Consider the following 19,150-nt stretch of genomic DNA (forward strand, 5'->3'; position numbering starts at 1 on the left):
ATATTATAATATAGGCAATGGATAGTAGTTATTTATTTTGTGAAGTTAATGTTAAAAATGCCAATACAGTGCCGCAAGCTATATTTCGTATGCTATAATATACAAGCAGTAATGAGTTTTAGGGGGTTATCAGTATTTTAGAATTTAAACCTGTAACATTGGCGCAAAAGCCTTTGTTTGAAAGCTATATATCAAAATCACATCAAAATGGCAGCGAATGTGCCTTTTCCAATCTTTTTGTCTGGCGTGACTGCTATCATATTTATTGGTGCGTAGCGCACGATTTCCTGCTGCTGAAGGTAAAACGCAACAACGTTGACTTTTATATTCAGCCTTTTGGCGGACGCGATGAGGATTTGCCGCGTCTGATGCAGGAGCTTAAAGAGGAGCATCAGGGCAAGCCGTTTGAGATGCACGGTATCTATGATTTTACCAAGGAGCGCTTTGAACGCGTAATGCCCGGTCTGACGTATGAGGAGGACCGCGACAACTGGGATTATGTATATCTGCAGGAAAAGCTGGCAACGCTTTCCGGCCGCAAGCTGCATGGGCAGAAGAATCACTACAATGCTTTTGTCAAGGCACATCCGGATTTCGTTTATGAGCCGATTACTATGGATAATATGATGGAATGCCTGAACTTCGGCGAGCGCTGGTGCGATGAGCATATGGCGGAGGATCCTTCGCTGCTGTGCGAAAAGTATGCTATTCAGGAGGCCTTCCTGAGCTTTGAGCAGCTGGAGCTGCGCGGCGGTGCAATCCGTTTCGACGGTAAAATTCAGGCCTTCAGCTTTGGCAAGAAGATTAACGACGATACAGCGGTGCTGCATGTAGAAAAGGCGCGTCATGATGTACGCGGTTTGTATACTGCTATTACCAAGGAGTTCGCTGCTCATGCCTGGACGGATGTAAAATATCTTAACCGCGAGGAGGATATGGGGCATCCCGGTCTGCGTGAGGCAAAAATGGCGCTGCATCCGGAATTTATGGTGAAAAAATATAATGTAATTATTGGGTGAGGTAGCTTATGATTTACCGTGTCTTGAGCAAGGAGCGGATGTACCAAGCGGAAGAGCTTTGGGATTACTGCTTTGAAAAAAAGAAGGAGCCTTTCTTTCAGTACTATTTTGAGCAGTACTGCGGCAAGGACAATATGGTTATCGGTGGCTTTGACAAGGTTGGCGAGGAAGAAAAGTTGCGCACAATGCTGCATGTAAATCCTTATATGCTGCGTTTGCGCGGGCAGGAGATGCTGGTGCCGTATCTGGTGGGCATTGCCACAGCTCCGGAAGCACGTGGACAGCACCTTTTGCGTCCGCTTTTGGAAACTGCCTTTGAGGTGCTGCGCTCGCAGGGATTCCCTTTTGTGACGCTGATGCCTATAAGTGCCGGTATTTATCTGCCGTATGAATTTGCTTACTGCTATTATCGTCATGAATATAAAATGCCTTTGGCAAAGCTGCAAATTCCTGCAATTGGTGATGAACTGTCGGTAGAACGTCTGGATTTAGTTTCTTTGCTGCAATCTGTGACTGAGGAAAAAGCTCAGCCTTGCAATCCTTTGGCAGATATTTACGCAAGTGTTACCGCAGCATGGAACGGCGTACCGCAGCGCACTGCGTTCCAATGGCGCAAGCTGTTGTCTGTAGTTACGCAGGAAAATGTGCTGTGCGCTGTTGTTTACCGTGCGGAGGAAGCAGTGGGCTATATGCTTTACTCGCTGACTGACGGCACGTTCAACGTGCAGGAGCTGCTGGCGCAGGATGCTGCGGTAAAGAACCGTCTGCTGCAATATGCCGCAGGACACAGAAGCGAAGCGCAGGAGCTTTGCTGGCTGGCGGAGCCGTGGGATGAAACATATCTTAGCTTTGCGGACCAGGCGCTTACAGGCAGACTGCAGCCGTTTATGATGGCGCGCTGTCTTGATGCGCGTTTGGCGCTCGCCAAGCTGCCGGTAGCAGAAGATATGAGCAGCGGAAGCGTTGTCATGCTGCTTACGGATAAGATGATTGAGCGTAATAATCATCTGCTGCAGCTACGCACGTCACCGGGCAAGCTGGAGGCAGTCAGCACGCTGGAGCAGGAGGAGGTTACCATGGACATGGGCGCCTTTACCCAGCTTTACTTCGGTGCGTTCAGCGCTACGGAGCTGTGGGAAGCAGGGCGTATTAAATGCAATGATGTGCAGAAGCTACATTTGCTCGATGAACTGTTTCCTAAATGCCGCACCTATAATAACGAATATTTTTAAAGCTTATGCAGGCTGTCGGATGTTTCGGCAGTCTGCTTTTTGACAACAGAAAAACCCATGCTTTACTTAGCGTAAAGCATGGGCTCATTTTTTTGGTACAGAATTTACTGCGCTGTAATTTGCTTTTCCATGACGTTATAGGCTACATCACCGTCATGCGGCTGACCGTTGACCGTTACATTGCCGTGAAAGGCTGCAATTTTAGTCTTCCAGCAGTAGCTGCCGCTGTCTGCGGTAATTTTATTGCTGTTATCATTGAAAACAAGATTGCCGTTTACATAGGCAGTTCTGTCGGAATGATATACATCTACCTTATCGCAGGCAAAGCTCATATCGCCGAAACTCAGACGGATATTGCCCTGGCCGTGAACCTCCATAGCATAAAGATATACCTTTGTGGCATCGCCGGTAATGGTTAAGGTAGTGTCATGTGCAGGGAACTGTACGAAAACATTTCCCTGCAGGTCATATACACCAGTGAGCGGGTTAAAGGTACGGCTGTCACTCTTGATTACCGGGTCGGCAAAGCACATAGAAGGCAGCATCATAACAAGCATAGTTAATATTAAAAGTAATTTCTTCATGAATAAATCACCTCTTGTAGCATGAAAAACAGGAGAAATTTTAAGTGTACTCTTTATTATAGTATTTTTAGAGAATCGGCGCAAGCGTTAAAAAAGATTTTTTTAGAAAAAAAGAGGATTTTTCCTTTATACATTGAATATAAATTATGTGTGATATAGTAGTGGAGGCGGAGAGGGTAATGAACGGAGATTTTGAAAACTTTAAAGAGCAGGTGCGCAGCACAGCTGATATGGTAGAAATAATCTCCGGTTACGTGCCGTTGAAAAAGAAAGGCCAGAACTATTGGGGCTGTTGCCCGTTTCACGGAGAGAAAACGCCGTCCTTTTCGGTGAACCCCGGCAAGAGCATGTTTTATTGCTTTGGCTGCCATGAGGGCGGAGATATTTTTAAGTTTATTATGAAAATCGAAAACTGCAGCTTTATGGATGCATTAAAGCTGCTGGCCGGCAGATACGGTATTCCGATACCGGAAAAGCAGAAGACAGCCGCCGAAATTGCACGCGAGAAACAAAGGGACAGCATTTATAGTGCTAATGAGCTGGCGTCAAAATTTTTTCAGGCCTGTCTGACAAAAACTGCTTATGGTGAACCTGCCCTTGCTTATCTCGCCGGGCGCGGAATCGGTAAAGAAATTATTGCCGGCTTTGGCATAGGCTATGCGCTGAATAATTTTACCGCGCTTGTCAGCTCTCTTGCTAAGCGCGGTTGTCAGCCGCAGGTGCTGGAGGCTGCCGGACTGGCGGCCCGTGGGCGCGACGGCTATTATGACAAGTTCCGCAACCGTGTGATTATTCCTATCCGCGATGCCCGCGGACGTATAGTCGGCTTTGGCGGCAGAGTGCTGGACAACAGCACACCTAAATATCTGAATACAGCGGAAACGCAGTGGTTTAATAAGCGAAGGCTGCTTTTTGGTCTGGATATAGCCTTGAAGGCTATCCGCAAAAGCGGTCGGGCTGTAGTTGTCGAGGGTTATATGGATGCTATCAGCTTGCATGCGGCAGGCTTTGATAATGTTGTAGCATCTATGGGAACGGCCTTTTCCCAGGAGCAGGCTAAGCTGCTGCAGCGTCTGGCGGATGAAGTAATCTTTTGCTATGACAGCGACAGCGCAGGCCGCAAGGCTTCGGTGCGTGCCGTGAGCATTGCCAGGGAAGCAGGCTTGAAGGTGCGCATAGCAGGTGTACCTGACGGCAAGGATCCCGACGAATATGTACGTCAGCATGGTCATGATGCTTTTGCACAGGTGCTGGCGGCGGCGCAGAATGGTATTGATTTTCAAATAGATGAAACTATCCTGCAAAATAATATTGCTAATTTAGCAGGAAAAGTAGAGGCTGTGTCGAATATACTACCATTCCTATTAGAATGTCAAAATGAAATTGAAGCGTCGGAGCATATCCGAAGGCTGGCACAGCGGCTGACTATTGATGAAGGCCTGATTGCGGAGGAATACCGCAAGGCAGCACGCAAAGGCGGCAGACAGCAGACTGGGCAGCCGACGGTGATTCCGGAGGAAAAAAGCGCCGGTATCGGTCAGCAGGCGGAAGAACTGCTTCTGAGATTGCTTTTGGAGCAGCCGCAGCTGTGTGATGAATGCCGTGCGGAGGTAAAGGAAACAGGCTTTGAAGATGCTGTGCTGGCACAGCTGTTTGACAGGTTGTGCGAGCTTGGCACCGCTTATACAACGGATAAGCTGAATAATGTCCTGGATGATGCGGCGCAGACAGCGCTGGCACGTATTTTGGCACATCAGCTTCCGGAGGGAGATATGGATAAGCTTATGCAGGACTGCCTCAGGCAGATGCGGCGGCTTTGTCTGGAAAAAGAATATGAAAAGCATCGTCTGCTGGCTGATGAATACGAAAGATCGGCAGATGAGCGCTTTCTCAGTGAATTAATGGAAAGTCAAAGGATAAAGAATGAAATCAAAAAACTCTATGGAAACCAAAATAAATAAGGAAGGAGGGGACACCATGGCTGCAGCTACTAAAATAACGCAGGAGCAGATTGATGAGCTTATCCGCAAGGGTAAGGCTAATAAGGGTGTTCTCACCTATGGCGATGTAATGAACCTCACCAATACTTTGGAAGATATTACGCCCGAAGATGTTGAGCATATCTACGAGGTTATTACACGTAAAGGTCTGGAGCTTGTTGATGATGACAACGCCTCCGACGAAGATATACTGCCTTTGGTAGGAAACGACGAAGATAATGATGAGCCCAGCAGCAGCGAGCTGGAAAATATGAGCGTTCCCGAAGGCATTAGCATTGACGATCCTGTACGCATGTACCTTAAGGAAATCGGCAGAGTACCGCTGCTTATCGGGGAGGATGAGGTTAAGCTCGCTAAGCGCATGGATAAGGGCCGTCAGGCAGAGCGTATTCAGCGCGGCAGAATGATTGAGCTGGAGGAGCCTGCTTTTACTGCCGAGGACAGCGGCAGCGCATTGGTTGAAAAGCTGCGCGAGAGCCTGAAAGAGGAATGGCAGATTACCAATATGCGTTCTGTTTTCCGTGTAGCGCAGATGATTAAAAAGCGTCAGAGCGTAGGTCAGCCTTATACTGTTGACGATTACGAGGACCTGATTTTTGAATTTACCAAAGATGAGCGTCTGCATCTGCAGCGCCTGATGGCAGAACAAAGATGTCTGATTCCGGGCTGTGAACAGTTCGTAGTAACGCGTGAAACAAGCGATTTAGATGATCACAAGCTTTATCAGATTAAGGCTATTCTCAACGAGCTCAGAGAGCGTATGAGTGACGGCAGAGAAAAGGATTCCGCTGTTGTTGAAGCTTACTGCAATCTGGATGAGGATTTCGAAAAGCTGTTGAAAGCAGTTGCACATCAGGGTGACGAAGCTAAGCAATGCTTATCCGAAGCTAACCTGCGTCTGGTAGTAAGTATTGCCAAGCGCTATGTCGGTCGCGGTATGCTGTTCCTGGATTTGATTCAGGAGGGCAACCTGGGCCTGATTAAGGCTGTAGATAAATTTGACTATAACAAGGGCTTTAAATTCAGTACCTATGCTACATGGTGGATTCGTCAGGCGATTACCCGTGCGATTGCCGACCAGGCGCGTACTATCCGTATTCCCGTACATATGGTGGAAACCATTAACAAGCTCATCCGTGTTTCCCGCCAGCTGCTGCAGGAGCTTGGCCGCGAGCCTTTGCCGGAAGAAATTGCCAAGGAAATGGATACCTCCGTTGACAGAGTGCGCGAGATTATGAAAATTGCGCAGGAGCCTGTTTCTCTGGAAACTCCTATCGGTGAGGAAGAGGATTCGCATCTGGGTGATTTTATTGAGGATCACGATGCACCGGCACCTGCCGACGCTGCTTCCTTCACTCTGCTGCGTGAGCAGCTGGAGGAGGTTCTGGAAACGCTTACTATCCGTGAAAAACGGGTATTGGAGCTGCGCTTTGGTTTGGAGGACGGCCGTAGCCGTACTTTGGAAGAGGTTGGCCAGCATTTTGGCGTTACCCGTGAGCGTATCCGTCAGATTGAGGCTAAGGCATTGCGCAAGCTGCGTCATCCTAGCCGCAGCAAAAAGCTGAAGGACTTCTTGGAATAATAGTTGACAAACAACTATATCTATTATAAAATAATACTGTTTGGTAGCTTGCATGGGCCTATAGCTCAGTGGTAGAGCCGCCGGCTCATAACCGGCTGGTCGTAGGTTCGAACCCTACTGGGCCCACCAATACCTTACATCAGCAAAACGAAGTGAACGCAGGTCGAAAGGCCTGCGTTTTTAATTCTATGAGTTGACATTTATCTGCTTATAGTGACATAATTAAATAGTTATCAAGAATATGGATTCATTTCACTGAATAAGTTTGAATAATTACCAAGGAGGCAAGAATGTTTACTTTAAAAAATGGTGACGGTATGGTTTGGCCTGACGGCAAGCGTATCGCCGTGATGGTTACCTTTGATTTTGATGCGGAGCTGCTGCGTAAATCTGTAATCGGCAAGCGAACAATCGGCTTTTCCGATACAAGCAGAGGTCAATATGGTCCTGATGAGGGCTTGAAGCGTTGTCTGGATATGCTTGAACGGCAACAGCTCAAAACTACCTTTTTTGTTCCCGGCCGCATTGCGGAGCTTTATGCAGATAAGGTGCAGCAAATAGCGGATGCAGGACATGAGCTTGCATATCACGGCTATCTGCACGAAGCCTCTGTAGATATGCCTGCTGATGAGGAAAGAGAGAATATGGCCAAGAGTGAGGTGCTTCTGGAAAAAATAAGCGGCCGCAAGGTTGTCGGCTATCGCGGTCCGCTGGATTTATTGCCTAACTGTGCAATGCAGCTGATGGCTGAACGTGGATATTTATACGGTTCTACACTTAAGGATTGCGACTGGGCGTATGTGCATGAGGACTACCCTCTTGTGGAGCTTCCTACTGAGCCTACGCTGGATGATTTCTCCTGGTTCTATTTTTCCTATGCTGATGAAGCTACTATTACCTGCAGTTATCCGGTGGACTATGTTTACGATATCTGGAAGGATAATTTTGACGAGCTTGCCAACGAGGGTGATAAAATTTTTGTGCTCAAGCTGCATCCGCAGCTTATCGGCCGCAGCAGCCGCGTGCGCATGCTGGAACGCTTTATTGCCTATATGAAGGCGAACGGCGCATGGCTTGCAAGCTGCGAAGAGGTAGCGCGTTACGTAAAGGAGTTTTATGCTAAACGTGCGGAAGGAGGCGAAGCATGATGAACTGGAACTGGCCTGATAATAAGCGCATTGCTTTACTGCTTTCCTTTGATATCGATGCGGAAACTCTGTGGCTTACACGCAACGATATCAATGAACGTCATCTGGTGCACATGTCCCGCGGTCTTTATGCCACGAAGCAGGGCTTGCCGCGCATTCTGAAGATGCTGGAGGAGGAAGGTCTTAAGGCAACCTTTTTCACTACTGCCTATACTGCGGAGATTCATCCGGAAATCATTCAATACATTGCAGCGCAGGGACATGAAATCGGCTATCACGGTTATCTGCATGAAGTAAAGGATACCTATGAAGAAGAAAATGCGCTGATGGATAAGGTTGATGCTATCTTTCGCAGCCTTACCGGCAAACGTCCCGTAGGTGTGCGTATGCCTGATGGTATCTTGCATGATTTTCATAAGCAGCTCTGGCTGGACCGCGGTTGCATCTATTCCTCCAACTGGCGTAACAATGACGGGCCTTTCCTGCTGCAAATAGACGGCAAGGAAATACCTATCGTTGAGCTGCCGAAGGACGGCATTGTTGATGATACCTCCTATGATATGTATACTCTGCAGCATCCGGAGCATTATTATCTGCGCAGCGGACGCGAAATGGTGCAGATTTGGCAGGATGAGTTTGACGGCCTGGCAGACGAGGGCCGCATCATTAACTTTGTTATGCATCCGCAGTTTATCGGTCGTCCGGGATATGTTCGTGCATTGCGTTCATTTATTCATTATGCAAAAGAAAATGGAGCCTGGATTACTACTGACGAAGCCTGCGCTCAACATGTTTTAAAGCAGAAGGGGTATGATATTGAGGTTCATTACTGATTGAAAAAAATCTGTTGGCAGTGTCGTTGATTCTATGGTATAATAATTCATTATATGAGCAAGTTTACTCATTAAATGTACGGAGTAAACAGATATTAAAAATTGAGAGGGGTTTTTCTAATGAAAAAGTTTACAATGAAAAGTATTTTTGCTTTCCTGGCAACTGCAATGCTGGCTATGATGCTGGTAGGCTGTGGTGGCGAGAAAAAAGATGCTGCATCTGATGCAGGCAAGGGTGACAAATGGGTTGTTGCTATCAACTCCACCTTCCCGCCGTTTGAATCCGTAAAGGAAGGCACCAAGGATTACCAAGGTGTTGATATTGATATCGCTCACTACATCGCCAAGAAGATGAACAAGAAAATCGAATTCACCGATATGAAATTCGCTTCTTTGGTACCTACTCTGCAAAGTGGCCGTGCTGATGTTATTATCTCCGCCATTTCTCCGACTTCCGAGCGTGAAAAGGTTGTATCCTTCTCCAAGCCTTATTATTTCCCGATGAAGGCTATTCTCTGCAAAAAGGGTGCAGGCTATGACACTATGGATAAACTGAAGGGTAAAAAAGCCGGTGCTTCTATGGGTACTACCTATGCTAAAGAGCTGAAGGCTGTCGGCGGTATCGAAGTTGTTGAAATGGATACTACTCCGCTGGTTGTTCAGGATATTAAAAACGGTCGTCTGGCTGCAGGTCTGTTTGATTCTTCCCAAGCTGCTGTTTTCGTAAAACAAAATCCTGATCTGGAGCTGCACGTTCTGCAGGGAACTGTAGTAAAAGACGATACCTTTGCTATTGCGCTGCCGAAGGATTCCAAGGATGTTGAAAAAATCAACGAAATCCTGAAGGAAATGCGCACCAATGGTGAGCTGCACAAAATTCTCGTAGCTCATCTGGGTGAAGAAGGCACTAAAGAATATGAAGCTGCAATTGAAAAGCTGGATATTGCAAAGCTGTAAGAGGTGAATTGAGCAGATGTTAGATTTTTCCGTTCTGGAACCTTATATACCGCTTTTGGCAACCGCTGTCTGGATTACGCTTAAATTTACTTTCTTTTCTACAATTATGGGCTTTTTCGGCGGCTTTATCCTGGCGCTGATAACCCTGTCCAAAAACAGAGTTCTTTCCTTCCTGGCGAAGGTTTATATTTCTGTCTTCCGCGGTACGCCACTTTTAGTACAGCTGATGCTGATTTACTTTGCGACACCGCAGCTGACAAGCTATACTATTTCTGCCCTGGAGGCAGGCGTGCTTTCCTTCGGCCTGAACAGTGCCGCATATATTTCCGAAGCATTGCGCGGCGGCATTCTTGCTGTCGACAAAGGTCAGTGGGAGGGCGCAATGTCCTTGGGTGTGCCTAAGCATCGTTTCCTGCTGGATATTATTCTGCCGCAGGCTATTAAGAATGCATTGCCTTCTCTGGTAAACGAAAGCATTATGCTGCTGAAGGATTCCAGCCTTGTTTCCGTTATCGGTGTTGCCGATACGCTGCGTTGGGCGGATCTGATTCAGGCAAAAACCTTCCGTGCGTTTGAAGCCTTTATCGTAGCTGCTGCTGTTTATTATGTTTTGGTTATGGCCCTGAACTTTTTGGGCGGTTTGTTAGAAAAGAAGGTGCGCATCAGTGATTGAGATTCAACACCTGTCTAAAAGCTTTGGTAATTTAGAGGTTCTTAAGGATGTTTCCCTGACAATAAAAAAAGGTGAGGTTGTTACCATTATCGGTTCTTCCGGTTCAGGAAAATCTACGCTACTGCGTTGTATCAATCTGCTGGAGCAGCCTACCGGCGGAGCAATTTTATTCGAAGGTAAGGACATCGTAAATTCCAAAATTAAAATTGAAGATATTCGCAAGAATGCCTGCATGGTGTTCCAGCATTTTAATCTTTTTGCTAATATGACTGTTCTGGAAAATATGACCTACGCTCCTCGTGTAGTAAACGGTCTGTCCAAGCAGGAGGCAAAGGAAAAGGCTATGAAGCTGTTGGCTAAGGTCAATCTTTCCGATAAAGCCAATGAATATCCCAGCCGTCTGAGCGGCGGCCAGAAGCAGCGTGTGGCAATTGCCCGTGCTTTGGCGATGGAGCCGAAGGTACTGCTTTTGGATGAGCCTACTTCCGCACTTGATCCGGAAATGGTCAAGGAGGTATTGGATGTTATCAAGCAGCTGGCCAATACCGGTATTACCATGGTTTTGGTTACCCATGAAATGGGCTTCGCTAAGGACGTTTCGGATACCGTTTATTTCATGGATGGCGGTTATCTGATTGAAAGCGGTACGCCGGATGAAGTGTTTAATCATCCGAAAACGGAACGCGCGAAGAAATTCCTTAATTCTGTTTTGGTATAAGGAAATATAGATGAAAATATTTATAATTAATCCTGACTTTGGGGTTACTCCTGAGCAGATGGCAGCACGCTGTCATCTGCTCAGTGTGCATGTAGGTCCTGATGTGGAGCTGCACATGGAGTGCCTTGTTGAAAATCATATCGAAATTGATTCTGCTCTTGATGCTGCGCTTGCTGCGCCCGAGATTATCAAAATGGCTGTGCGTGCGGAAAGCGAAGGCTATGACGCAGTCGTGCTGTACTGCTTCAGTGACCCCGCGGTGGATGCTTGCCGTGAGGTGGTAAGCATACCTGTAGTAGGCGGCGGTCAGGCTAGCTGCCTTCTGGCTCCGCTGGTAGGCAGGCAGGCCGGGCTTTTGCTGGCAGATACTGCGCGTTATGCAGAAAAGCAGCTTTTTGTTGCTCAATGCGGTGTTGATCCTGCGCGTATTGCTGCAATCGGCGGCATTGAGGCCCGTGGTGTTGATTTGTGGGCAGAGCGTGAGCGTGTTCTGGACCTGCTTACGGAAGCCGGCAAAAATTTGCTGTCGGTAGGCAGAGTGCAGGTACTGCTTTTGGGTTGCTTATCCTTTTTAGGTTTGGCGCACCCGCTCAGTGAGCGTCTGGGCGTTCCTGTTGTGGACCCGGCGGTGGCACCTGTGGCGCTGGCAGAATGCCTTGTGCGGCAGGGACTTAAAACAAGCCGCAAGGCTTATCCTGCACCGCCGTTGCGCAAACGGACGTGGCAGAGCGGCCAATTATAAACAGCTTGCTTTTCTATAGGAAATAGTGTAAGATAATATTAGTATTAAAATCTTAAGAAGAGAGGTTACTGTTTTAATGAAAAAGAGCTTACTGACTTTGATTATGGCTTTGGTTATGGCTTTGGCTTGCGCAACCAGCGCTTTTGCGGAAGATTTGGGTTATGTAAATGTTGAACGTGTTTTCCGCAGCTATCCTGATATTCAGACTACTATGAGCGTTATCAATCTGGAGCGCCAAAAGGCTGAAAATGAATTCAACGAAAAGGCTCCGAAACTTGACGACAAGGGCAGACGCGAGCTGGGCGAAAAATTATCCGCTCAGGTAGATAAGAAGGAAGCTTCCCTGCTGAATCCTATCCGCGAAAAAATCCGCAAAACTATCGGCCAGGTAGCAAAAGCTCATGGCATTGCTAATGTAGTTGATGCAAGTGCTGTTGTATTCGGCGGCAAAGATCTGACTGAAGAAGTCATCGCTGCTGTTGCTCAAGGCAAATAAAGACTAATGTTATTGAAGGCTGTCGCAGGTAAGCGACAGCCTTTTTCAGTGAGTGTGATATAATATAAGTGCATTTTAGGCGAGGTGAAGCTGATGGCGCACTGTCCCTTTGATTTTTTTACTGATGGAAAGAAACATAATATCTGCCTTGTCGGCGGTGGTGGTAAAACAACGGTTATGTACGAGCTGGCAGCGGCATGGGCAGATTGCGGGCGCAAGGTGCTGGTGCTGACGAGTACGCATATCCTGTGCCCTGCAGATGGCAGCTTTGCTGCCGATGTGCCTGCAGTGCAAAATTTGTGGCAGCAGCGGCGCTATGCTGTTATCGGTACGCCGGAGCTTGCTACGGGTAAGCTGACGGCACCGCTGCAAAGCGTGTATGAAGCGCTGAAGCTGCAGGCTGACGTAATTTTATGTGAGGCCGACGGCTCCAAGCATCATCCGTGCAAAGCACCAGCAGCGCATGAGCCTGTACTTTTGCCTGACAGTGACATAGTGCTGGCTGTTGCGGGGATGGATGCTTTAGGCCATTCGCTGGCGCAGGCTTGCCAGCGTCCGCAGCCGGCGGCAGCGCTTTTGGGTTGCAGCTTAGATTCTGTCATTGATGCGCAAATGCTGGTTGCTTTGCTGCTTTCGGAGCAGGGATCACACAAAAATGTAGGAACACGCACTTATTATATTGTCTTGAATAAATGCGACCTGATAAAAGCAGCGCAGCAGGAGGAAATGCTTCGGCTGTTAGTGGGTGCAGGCATGGACGAGCATAGAATATGGCTTCGTGAAAGGGGAGAATAACAAATGCTGAAGATTATTGTACGCGGTGGCGGTGACCTGGCAACAGGCGTTATCCATCGCTTGTGGGGAGCGGGCTTTAAAGTTTTAGTGCTGGAATGTGCCAAGCCTGCGGCAATTCGTCGACAGGTAGCGCTGTGCGAAGCGGTGTATCAGGGCAGCGCTCAGGTAGAAGGGATGACTGCAAGGCTGATAAGCTCACTGGCGGAGGCAGACGCTGTCTGGGAGCATGATGAAGTTCCGGTGCTGGTTGACGCAGCAGCGGAGAGTGTGCATGCTTTTGCGCCTGATATTGTGATTGATGCGATTATTGCCAAGCGCAATCTTGGTACAAGCAGTACAATGGCACCGCTTGTTATTGCTTTAGGCCCCGGCTTCAGCGTGGGCGCAGATGCCGACGTAATTGTAGAAACTAAGCGCGGTCATAATCTGGGACGCATTATCCGCAGCGGCAGTGCTGCACCTAACAGCGGTGTACCAGGTAATATCGCAGGCTATAGTAAGGAGCGTGTGCTGCACGCACCCTGCGCAGGCGTTCTGCACGTTGTTCATGATATAGGCAGCATTGTGGAAAAGGGCGAAACTATTGCAACTATTACCGACGGCAGTAATCAGGTGGCGGTAAAGGCAACACTTTCCGGTCTTATTCGCGGTATGATACGCGATGGATTTACTGTTACTAAAGGCTTTAAAATTGCCGATATTGATCCGCGTAAGGAGGAGCTGGCCAACTGCTTTACGATTTCGGATAAGGCGCGCTGCATTGCCGGCAGCGTCCTGGAATTAGTCTGCCGTTATGCACAGGAGAAACAATAATGAAGGATTTAATGAAAAGAATACAGGCGCAGGCTTTGGATTCGCAGCCTTGCTATCTTGTTACTCTTATTGAAAGTGAAGGCTCTACTCCGCGTACCGGCGGTGCCTGCATGCTGGTCGGAGAAAAGGGTTTGCTTTACGGAACCATTGGCGGCGGCGGTATGGAATATGCGGCGCAGCAGCTGGCACAGCAGCGTCTGCAGAATGGTGGCGGCAGCTTTGTCAAAACGTTTGACCTCTCTCCGGCAGCAGGCATGGCCTGCGGCGGCAGCTGTCAGGTGCAGTTCTGCTACCTGCCTGTGGGGGAAGAAACGGAGGATTTGGCAGAGGAAGCTCTTAGTGCAATGAAGCAGCATGCTCCCTGGTGGTTTTTACTGCCTTTGGGTGAAGGCAACGCAATGCCGCAAATAAAAAAAGACCTGCAGCTTGCAGGTCGCAGAGGTGTAATCAGTATAGATGGCTGCGCTTATTATGCGGAGCAGTATGATTATGACGGTTCGGTTTATGTTTTTGGCGCAGGTCATGTTGCGCGTGAGCTGGTGCCGCTTTTGAGTCATCTTGGCTTTAAATGCATCGTGCTGGATGACAGGGCGGAGTTTGCGGATGCGGCAGCCTTTCCGCAGGCGGAGCATGTACAGCAGGTTGATTTTACTAAGCTGCAGGAGGTTTGCAGCCTGACGGCTAAGGATTATGCGGTAGTAATGACGCGCGGCCATGTGCATGACGCTAATGTGGAGCGTTATCTGTTGACTACGCCTGTCGGTTATATCGGCATCATGGGCAGTAAAAATAAAGCAGCCATGGCCAGAGCAGCTTTGCTGGCAGACGGTTACAGCGAGCAGCAGCTCGCGCGTGTGATTACGCCCATCGGAATCGATATAGGCAGTGAGACGCCGGCGGAGATTGCGGTGAGTGTGGCAGCACAGTTAATTAAATTTAGAGCAGAACGCATATAAAGTATAGGAAGCACATAAAAACTCATGAGCACCTCAACGTAGCAAAAGTACTTCGTAGGTGCTCTTTTTTATATCGTTATCTTAAAGTGCGAACGAAAAACACTATCTGATAAAATTTATACGGATTTTCTCTGTAATTTTCTTTACAATAAGACGTGATATGCGATAAAATATATGCATGAAAAAATGAAGGGGTGCTTATATGTCTAAGTTTGTTAAACTGTCTGAGGAAGCTTATAAGTTTGAGGGCAAGCTGTCTTTGAGCTCGGCTATTCCTTTAGGTCTGCAGCATGTTTTGGCTATGTTTGTCGGCAATCTTACACCGGTTCTGATTATTGGCGGTGCCTGCGGTATTGTCGGCGGTGCCGGTTTTGAACAGCTGCAGGTTGTTTTGATTCAGAATGCGATGATTGTTGCAGGTCTGGTAACTCTGCTGCAATTATATTCCGTTGGTCCCTGCGGCGGCAAGGTGCCTATTATCATGGGTACAAGCTCTGGCTTTATCGGTGTATTTGCCGGTATCGTTGCAACCTTGGGCAGCGGTGTTGTCGCCTATGGCGCTATTATGGGTGCCTCGATTATCGGCGGCGTTTTTGAAGCAGTGCTTGGTCTGGTGCTCAAGCGCATCCGTCGCTTCTTCCCGCCTGTTGTCTGCGGTACCGTTGTACTGTCCATCGGTCTGTCGCTGATTTCCGTAGGTATCAATTCCTTTGGCGGCGGCTTTAAGACTAAGGACTTCGGTTCTATCGAAAACCTGCTGCTTGGCTTGTTTGTACTTTGTGTTATTCTTTTCTTTAAGCATGGCACTAAGGGCTTTTTAAGCTCTTCTTCCATTCTGCTTGGTATTATTGCAGGCTATATCGCTGCGATTTTCATGGGCTTTGTGCTGCCTACAACCGCAGTTACGCCTGACGGAGTAGAATACACCAAATCCTGGGTACTGCATTGGGACAAGGTAGCGAACGCCTCCTGGTTCGCTGTGCCTCAGCTTATGCCGGTTGATATCGTATTTGATATGCGTGCTATTATGCCGGTATTGATCATGTTTGTTGTTACCGCAGTAGAAACTGTTGGTGATATTTCTGCCGTTGTCGAAAGCGGTCTGAACCGTGAAGCTACGGACAAGGAATTATCCGGCGGCGTTATTTGTGACGGCATTGGCTCTGCTATCGCTGCTGTTTTCGGCGTACTGCCCAATACTTCCTTCTCTCAGAATGTAGGTCTGGTTGCTATGACGAAGATTGTTAACCGTTTTGCTTTGGCAACCGGTGCTGTATTTTTGATTCTTTGCGGCCTGATTCCCAAGCTGGGCGCTTTGGTTTCCATTATGCCGCAATCCGTTCTGGGCGGCGCTGCCGTAATGATGTTCTCCTCGATTGTTGTCAGCGGTATTCAGCTGGTTACTAAAGAGAAGCTTAACCCGCGCAGCCTGACGATTATTTCCGTTGCTTTAGGCGTTGGCTACGGCATGGGCGCTACACCAGGCATCCTGGCACACTGCCCGGAGGCTATGCGCATGATGTTCGGTGAATCCGGTATCGTTCCGGCAGCCTTTGTAGCAATTCTGCTGAATATTATTCTGAATAGGGGCGAAGACGCTCAAGCTTAGTTTTATCCTGCTGTGTATCTATATCCAGCAGCTCGTTGATATCCTGAACCGGTACTTTTACTACCAGTTCAGGATATTTTTTTGTCAGTACGGAACCGCCTTTGTCCTGCGGTAGCTGTTGCAGCTCGTTGGCAAATTTTGCAGGGAAGATAATGGGATTGCCGGGAGTTTCTTCGTAATACAGGCGATGAATTTTTTGCGGCTGAGCTAAAAAGCTTTCGGCGAGGCGGATAAGTGTTGCATGCTGCAATAACGGCTGGTCGGCAACGGCAAAAAGCAGGCCCTCGGCCTGTGGCAGCAGCTGCTGTATATAAGATGTGCCCAGGCGCACTGTGTCGCTCAGATAGGGCTTGTCGTGGAGCAGGCAGGGGATTTGCTGTTGCGCGCAGATTTCCGCAACCTCCTTGTGGCGTGTTACAACGATGCGCTTGGCGAAAAGTCCTTGGCTGATATCAAGGATGTGCTGCAGCATGGGCGCTCCGTCAATGGCTGTCAGCAGCTTGTTGGCGCCGAAGCGGCGGCCTACGCCGGACGCCAGGATGATGCAGGCTATTTTAGAATATTTTACGTTCATAGGTCTACCTCGCGGTTTTGATTATATATATCTTTATTATAAGACTGAATGATGGTGCTAACAAGCGGGGGAGTACCGGTTAGCGGAAGAATATATTTTATCCGCAAAAACAAAAAACTCTGTAACCGAAGTTACAGAGTTCATTTTCAAGTGGTGGCCCTGGCAGGATTCGAACCTGCGACCTTTTGATTCGTAGTCAAACGCTCTATCCAACTGAGCTACAGAGTCACATCAGCGTTGCTGTTGTTTCAAGCAACAATGATATTATAGCGAAAAGTACGCTTCTTGTCAACACTTTTTTGCAATTATTTTTTAGATTTTTTGCCGACAGCTTTTTCTTTGGCAACAGGATGATGCTTTTCCAGCCAACCGCAGTAAATGAAGAAGCCTAAGGCAACGAGGAAGAAGCCTAAGCTGGTTGCCTGAGCGGATTTCAGTCCGAACATCCAGGGCTCGGCGTAGTCACCGCGCAGCATTTCCAAAAAGAAGCGGACTACGGAATAAAGCATAGCGTACATGCATAAAGCCTGACCGCGCGCATGCTTGGTGGTGCGGAACAACAGCAGCAGGGCAAAAATAATGATGTCCAGCTGACCTTCCCAAACCTCCGCCGGCCACAGGGGTACGGGTCCGTAGGTTTTGTAGGCCAGCGTGCCTTCCGGGTACAGAATACCGAAGCTGCCGCCGGTAGGTGTGCCGAAGGCGTCACCATTGAGCAGGTTGGCCATGCGTCCGATGGACTGGCCGATAAGCAGCGAAGGCGAAATGATATCCGCCAGAGCTACCCAGTCGATGTCATGCAGCTTGCAGTAAACAATGCCGGCAGCAATGCCTGCCAGCATACCGCCTTGCACGGCCATGCCACCCTGCCAGACGAAGGGGATTTCCAACAGATGATGGCTGTAGTAATCCCAGTCGAAGAAGAAAACGTCCCACAGCCTGCCGCCGATGAGGCCTGCAAAGCCGCCGTAGATACCGATGTCTAAAATGTGCTCGTGCCAACGTCCGTCCTGCTTAGCCAAAAAGTAGGCAGTGCCGGTAGCCAGAAAAATTGCTGTACAGAGCATCAGACCATACATGCGTATGGGAAAATCGCCGATAAAAAAGAGATATTGATGCATTATGGATAAAGCCTCCTAAAAAATCTAACTAATATTTTAACACATTCCGGCATTTTTATCAGCGAAAAAGTTGTGATTTCTTTATTCAGAAAGCTTATTGCATTTAACAGCGAAGATAGTATTGCGTGACATGTTGCTGATGTCATTATCCACAGCGTCAATATTATGATATAATGAGGGAAGCGATATGAGCGTTAGTGAAGCAAAAAATAGAGAAAGAAGGTCTGCAATTTTATGAAAGCATTGACTTATATTGAACACGGCAAGTTTGCTTTGCAAGAAAAGGCCAAGCCGCAGCTTGTTTCTGCGCGTGATGCTCTCGTGCGCGTAACCTTGGGAAGCATCTGCACCAGTGATTTGCATATTAAGCATGGCTCGGTACCGCGTGCTGTGCCGGGAATTACCGTAGGCCATGAAATGGTTGGCGTGGTGGAAGCGGTTGGCGCTGACGTAAAAACCGTGAAGCCAGGTGATCGCGTGACGGTAAACGTAGAAACGTTCTGCGGCGAATGCTTCTTCTGCAAGAAGGGCTTTGTCAACAACTGTACCGATCCTCATGGTGGTTGGGCGCTTGGCTGTCGCATTGACGGCGGACAGGCGGAATTTGTGCGCGTACCCTATGCAGATCAGGGGTTGAACAAAATTCCCGACAGCGTTACCGATGAGCAGGCGCTTTTTGTGGGCGATATTCTTGCTACCGGTTTTTGGGCAACACGCATTTCGGAAATCACGGAGGATGATACAGTGTTGATTATCGGTGCCGGTCCGACGGGCATCTGTACCCTGCTGTGCGTTATGCTGAAGCAGCCGAAGCGCATCATCATCTGCGAGAAGGATGCTGCCAGAGCGGAGTTTGTCAGAAAGCATTATCCCGATGTACTGCTTTGCGAGCCGGATGAATGCGAAGCGTTTGTTAAGGAGCATTCCGACCATGGCGGTGCGGACGTTGTTCTTGAGGTTGCCGGTGGTCGCGATACCTTCCAGCTGGCGTGGAAATGCGCGCGTCCGAACGCTATTGTGACGGTTGTGGCGCTTTATGATGAAGCACAGAGCCTGCCTCTGCCTGATATGTACGGCAAGAATCTTATTTTCAAAACCGGTGGCGTGGATGGCTGCGACTGTGCGGAGATTCTGCGCCTGATTGAAGAAGGCAAAATTGATACTACGCCGCTGATTACGCATCGCTTCAAGCTGGCTGATATCGAGGAAGCTTACCGCATTTTCGAAAACAGATTAGACGGAGTTATCAAGATAGCGATTACCGAATGATTTTTTGCAAAGCATGTTCTAAGAGGGGC

The 19,150-nt window shown here is 48.3% G+C and carries 19 protein-coding genes and 2 tRNA genes; 17 read left to right on the plus strand and 4 right to left on the minus strand.

The window, feature by feature from the left end:
* Positions 1–173: 173 nt before the first annotated feature.
* Both KAH19_RS08085 and eis read left to right on the plus strand, forming a co-directional pair.
* Positions 174–1,019, plus strand: a complete 846-nt coding sequence (locus KAH19_RS08085) for a DUF2156 domain-containing protein (RefSeq protein ID WP_246869339.1) — start codon at positions 174–176, stop codon at positions 1,017–1,019.
* Between the two features lie 8 nt (positions 1,020–1,027).
* Positions 1,028–2,251 (plus strand): enhanced intracellular survival protein Eis, encoded by a 1,224-nt coding sequence (eis, locus tag KAH19_RS08090; protein ID WP_210684160.1) that lies wholly within the window; start codon positions 1,028–1,030, stop codon positions 2,249–2,251.
* A 104-nt stretch (positions 2,252–2,355) separates the two neighbouring features.
* Here eis and KAH19_RS08095 read toward each other — a convergent pair whose 3' ends face one another.
* Entirely contained in the window at positions 2,356–2,835 is a 480-nt protein-coding gene (locus KAH19_RS08095; RefSeq protein ID WP_210684161.1) for an OstA-like protein, read from the minus strand.
* A gap of 179 nt (positions 2,836–3,014) precedes the next feature.
* Here KAH19_RS08095 and dnaG point away from each other — a divergent pair, with 179 nt between their 5' ends.
* From dnaG to KAH19_RS08165, 14 genes are all read left to right on the plus strand, one after another.
* A complete protein-coding gene (gene dnaG / locus KAH19_RS08100) occupies positions 3,015–4,796 on the plus strand; it encodes a DNA primase (RefSeq protein ID WP_210684162.1) in 1,782 nt (593 codons plus the stop codon).
* A gap of 16 nt (positions 4,797–4,812) precedes the next feature.
* Positions 4,813–6,417 (plus strand): RNA polymerase sigma factor RpoD, encoded by a 1,605-nt coding sequence (rpoD, locus tag KAH19_RS11005; RefSeq protein WP_293388105.1) that lies wholly within the window; start codon positions 4,813–4,815, stop codon positions 6,415–6,417.
* 54 nt (positions 6,418–6,471) lie between these two features.
* Positions 6,472–6,546 (plus strand) — tRNA-Ile (locus tag KAH19_RS08110).
* Between the two features lie 161 nt (positions 6,547–6,707).
* Entirely contained in the window at positions 6,708–7,565 is an 858-nt protein-coding gene (locus KAH19_RS08115; RefSeq protein WP_210684163.1) for a polysaccharide deacetylase, read from the plus strand.
* On the plus strand, positions 7,562–8,398 hold the full coding sequence (locus KAH19_RS08120; RefSeq protein ID WP_210684164.1) for a polysaccharide deacetylase family protein: 837 nt from the start codon (positions 7,562–7,564) through the stop codon (positions 8,396–8,398). The genes KAH19_RS08115 and KAH19_RS08120 overlap by 4 nt, the downstream gene beginning before the upstream one ends.
* A gap of 120 nt (positions 8,399–8,518) precedes the next feature.
* Positions 8,519–9,355, plus strand: coding sequence for an ABC transporter substrate-binding protein (locus KAH19_RS08125; RefSeq protein ID WP_210684165.1), 837 nt, complete (start codon positions 8,519–8,521; stop codon positions 9,353–9,355).
* A 16-nt stretch (positions 9,356–9,371) separates the two neighbouring features.
* Positions 9,372–10,028: an amino acid ABC transporter permease gene (locus KAH19_RS08130; protein WP_021720720.1), complete on the plus strand. Its 657-nt coding sequence runs from the start codon at positions 9,372–9,374 to the stop codon at positions 10,026–10,028.
* A complete protein-coding gene (locus KAH19_RS08135; protein ID WP_021720719.1) occupies positions 10,021–10,746 on the plus strand; it encodes an amino acid ABC transporter ATP-binding protein in 726 nt (241 codons plus the stop codon). Before KAH19_RS08130 ends, KAH19_RS08135 begins: the two co-directional genes overlap by 8 nt.
* A gap of 10 nt (positions 10,747–10,756) precedes the next feature.
* Positions 10,757–11,488 (plus strand): aspartate/glutamate racemase family protein, encoded by a 732-nt coding sequence (locus tag KAH19_RS08140; protein ID WP_210684166.1) that lies wholly within the window; start codon positions 10,757–10,759, stop codon positions 11,486–11,488.
* A 76-nt stretch (positions 11,489–11,564) separates the two neighbouring features.
* Positions 11,565–11,984 (plus strand): OmpH family outer membrane protein, encoded by a 420-nt coding sequence (locus tag KAH19_RS08145; protein WP_210684167.1) that lies wholly within the window; start codon positions 11,565–11,567, stop codon positions 11,982–11,984.
* 93 nt (positions 11,985–12,077) lie between these two features.
* On the plus strand, positions 12,078–12,779 hold the full coding sequence (gene yqeC, locus KAH19_RS08150; RefSeq protein ID WP_210684168.1) for a selenium cofactor biosynthesis protein YqeC: 702 nt from the start codon (positions 12,078–12,080) through the stop codon (positions 12,777–12,779).
* Positions 12,780–12,782: 3 nt separating this feature from the next.
* On the plus strand, positions 12,783–13,592 hold the full coding sequence (gene yqeB, locus KAH19_RS08155; RefSeq protein WP_210684169.1) for a selenium-dependent molybdenum cofactor biosynthesis protein YqeB: 810 nt from the start codon (positions 12,783–12,785) through the stop codon (positions 13,590–13,592).
* Complete coding sequence (locus KAH19_RS08160) at positions 13,592–14,548, plus strand: XdhC family protein (protein ID WP_210684170.1); 957 nt, start codon at positions 13,592–13,594, stop codon at positions 14,546–14,548. Before yqeB ends, KAH19_RS08160 begins: the two co-directional genes overlap by 1 nt.
* 202 nt (positions 14,549–14,750) lie before the next feature.
* Complete coding sequence (locus tag KAH19_RS08165) at positions 14,751–16,157, plus strand: uracil-xanthine permease family protein (protein ID WP_210684171.1); 1,407 nt, start codon at positions 14,751–14,753, stop codon at positions 16,155–16,157.
* On the opposite strand, the gene KAH19_RS08170 is transcribed toward KAH19_RS08165, so the two are convergent.
* The 3 genes from KAH19_RS08170 to lgt form a co-directional block, all read right to left on the minus strand.
* On the minus strand, positions 16,123–16,731 hold the full coding sequence (locus KAH19_RS08170) for an NTP transferase domain-containing protein (protein ID WP_210684172.1): 609 nt from the start codon (positions 16,729–16,731) through the stop codon (positions 16,123–16,125). The two genes, KAH19_RS08165 and KAH19_RS08170, sit on opposite strands and share 35 nt — an antisense overlap.
* 151 nt (positions 16,732–16,882) lie before the next feature.
* Positions 16,883–16,959, minus strand: a tRNA-Arg gene (locus tag KAH19_RS08175).
* Between the two features lie 77 nt (positions 16,960–17,036).
* Positions 17,037–17,852 (minus strand): prolipoprotein diacylglyceryl transferase, encoded by an 816-nt coding sequence (gene lgt, locus KAH19_RS08180; RefSeq protein WP_210684173.1) that lies wholly within the window; start codon positions 17,850–17,852, stop codon positions 17,037–17,039.
* A gap of 234 nt (positions 17,853–18,086) precedes the next feature.
* Between lgt and KAH19_RS08185 the strand changes: the two genes are divergently transcribed.
* A complete protein-coding gene (locus KAH19_RS08185; protein ID WP_210684174.1) occupies positions 18,087–19,121 on the plus strand; it encodes an alcohol dehydrogenase in 1,035 nt (344 codons plus the stop codon).
* The last annotated feature ends 29 nt before the right edge of the window (positions 19,122–19,150 follow it).

Origin of the sequence: Phascolarctobacterium sp. Marseille-Q4147 (assembly GCF_017968825.1) — a bacterium.
In the GTDB taxonomy this organism is placed as follows: Bacteria; Bacillota; Negativicutes; order Acidaminococcales; family Acidaminococcaceae; genus Phascolarctobacterium_A.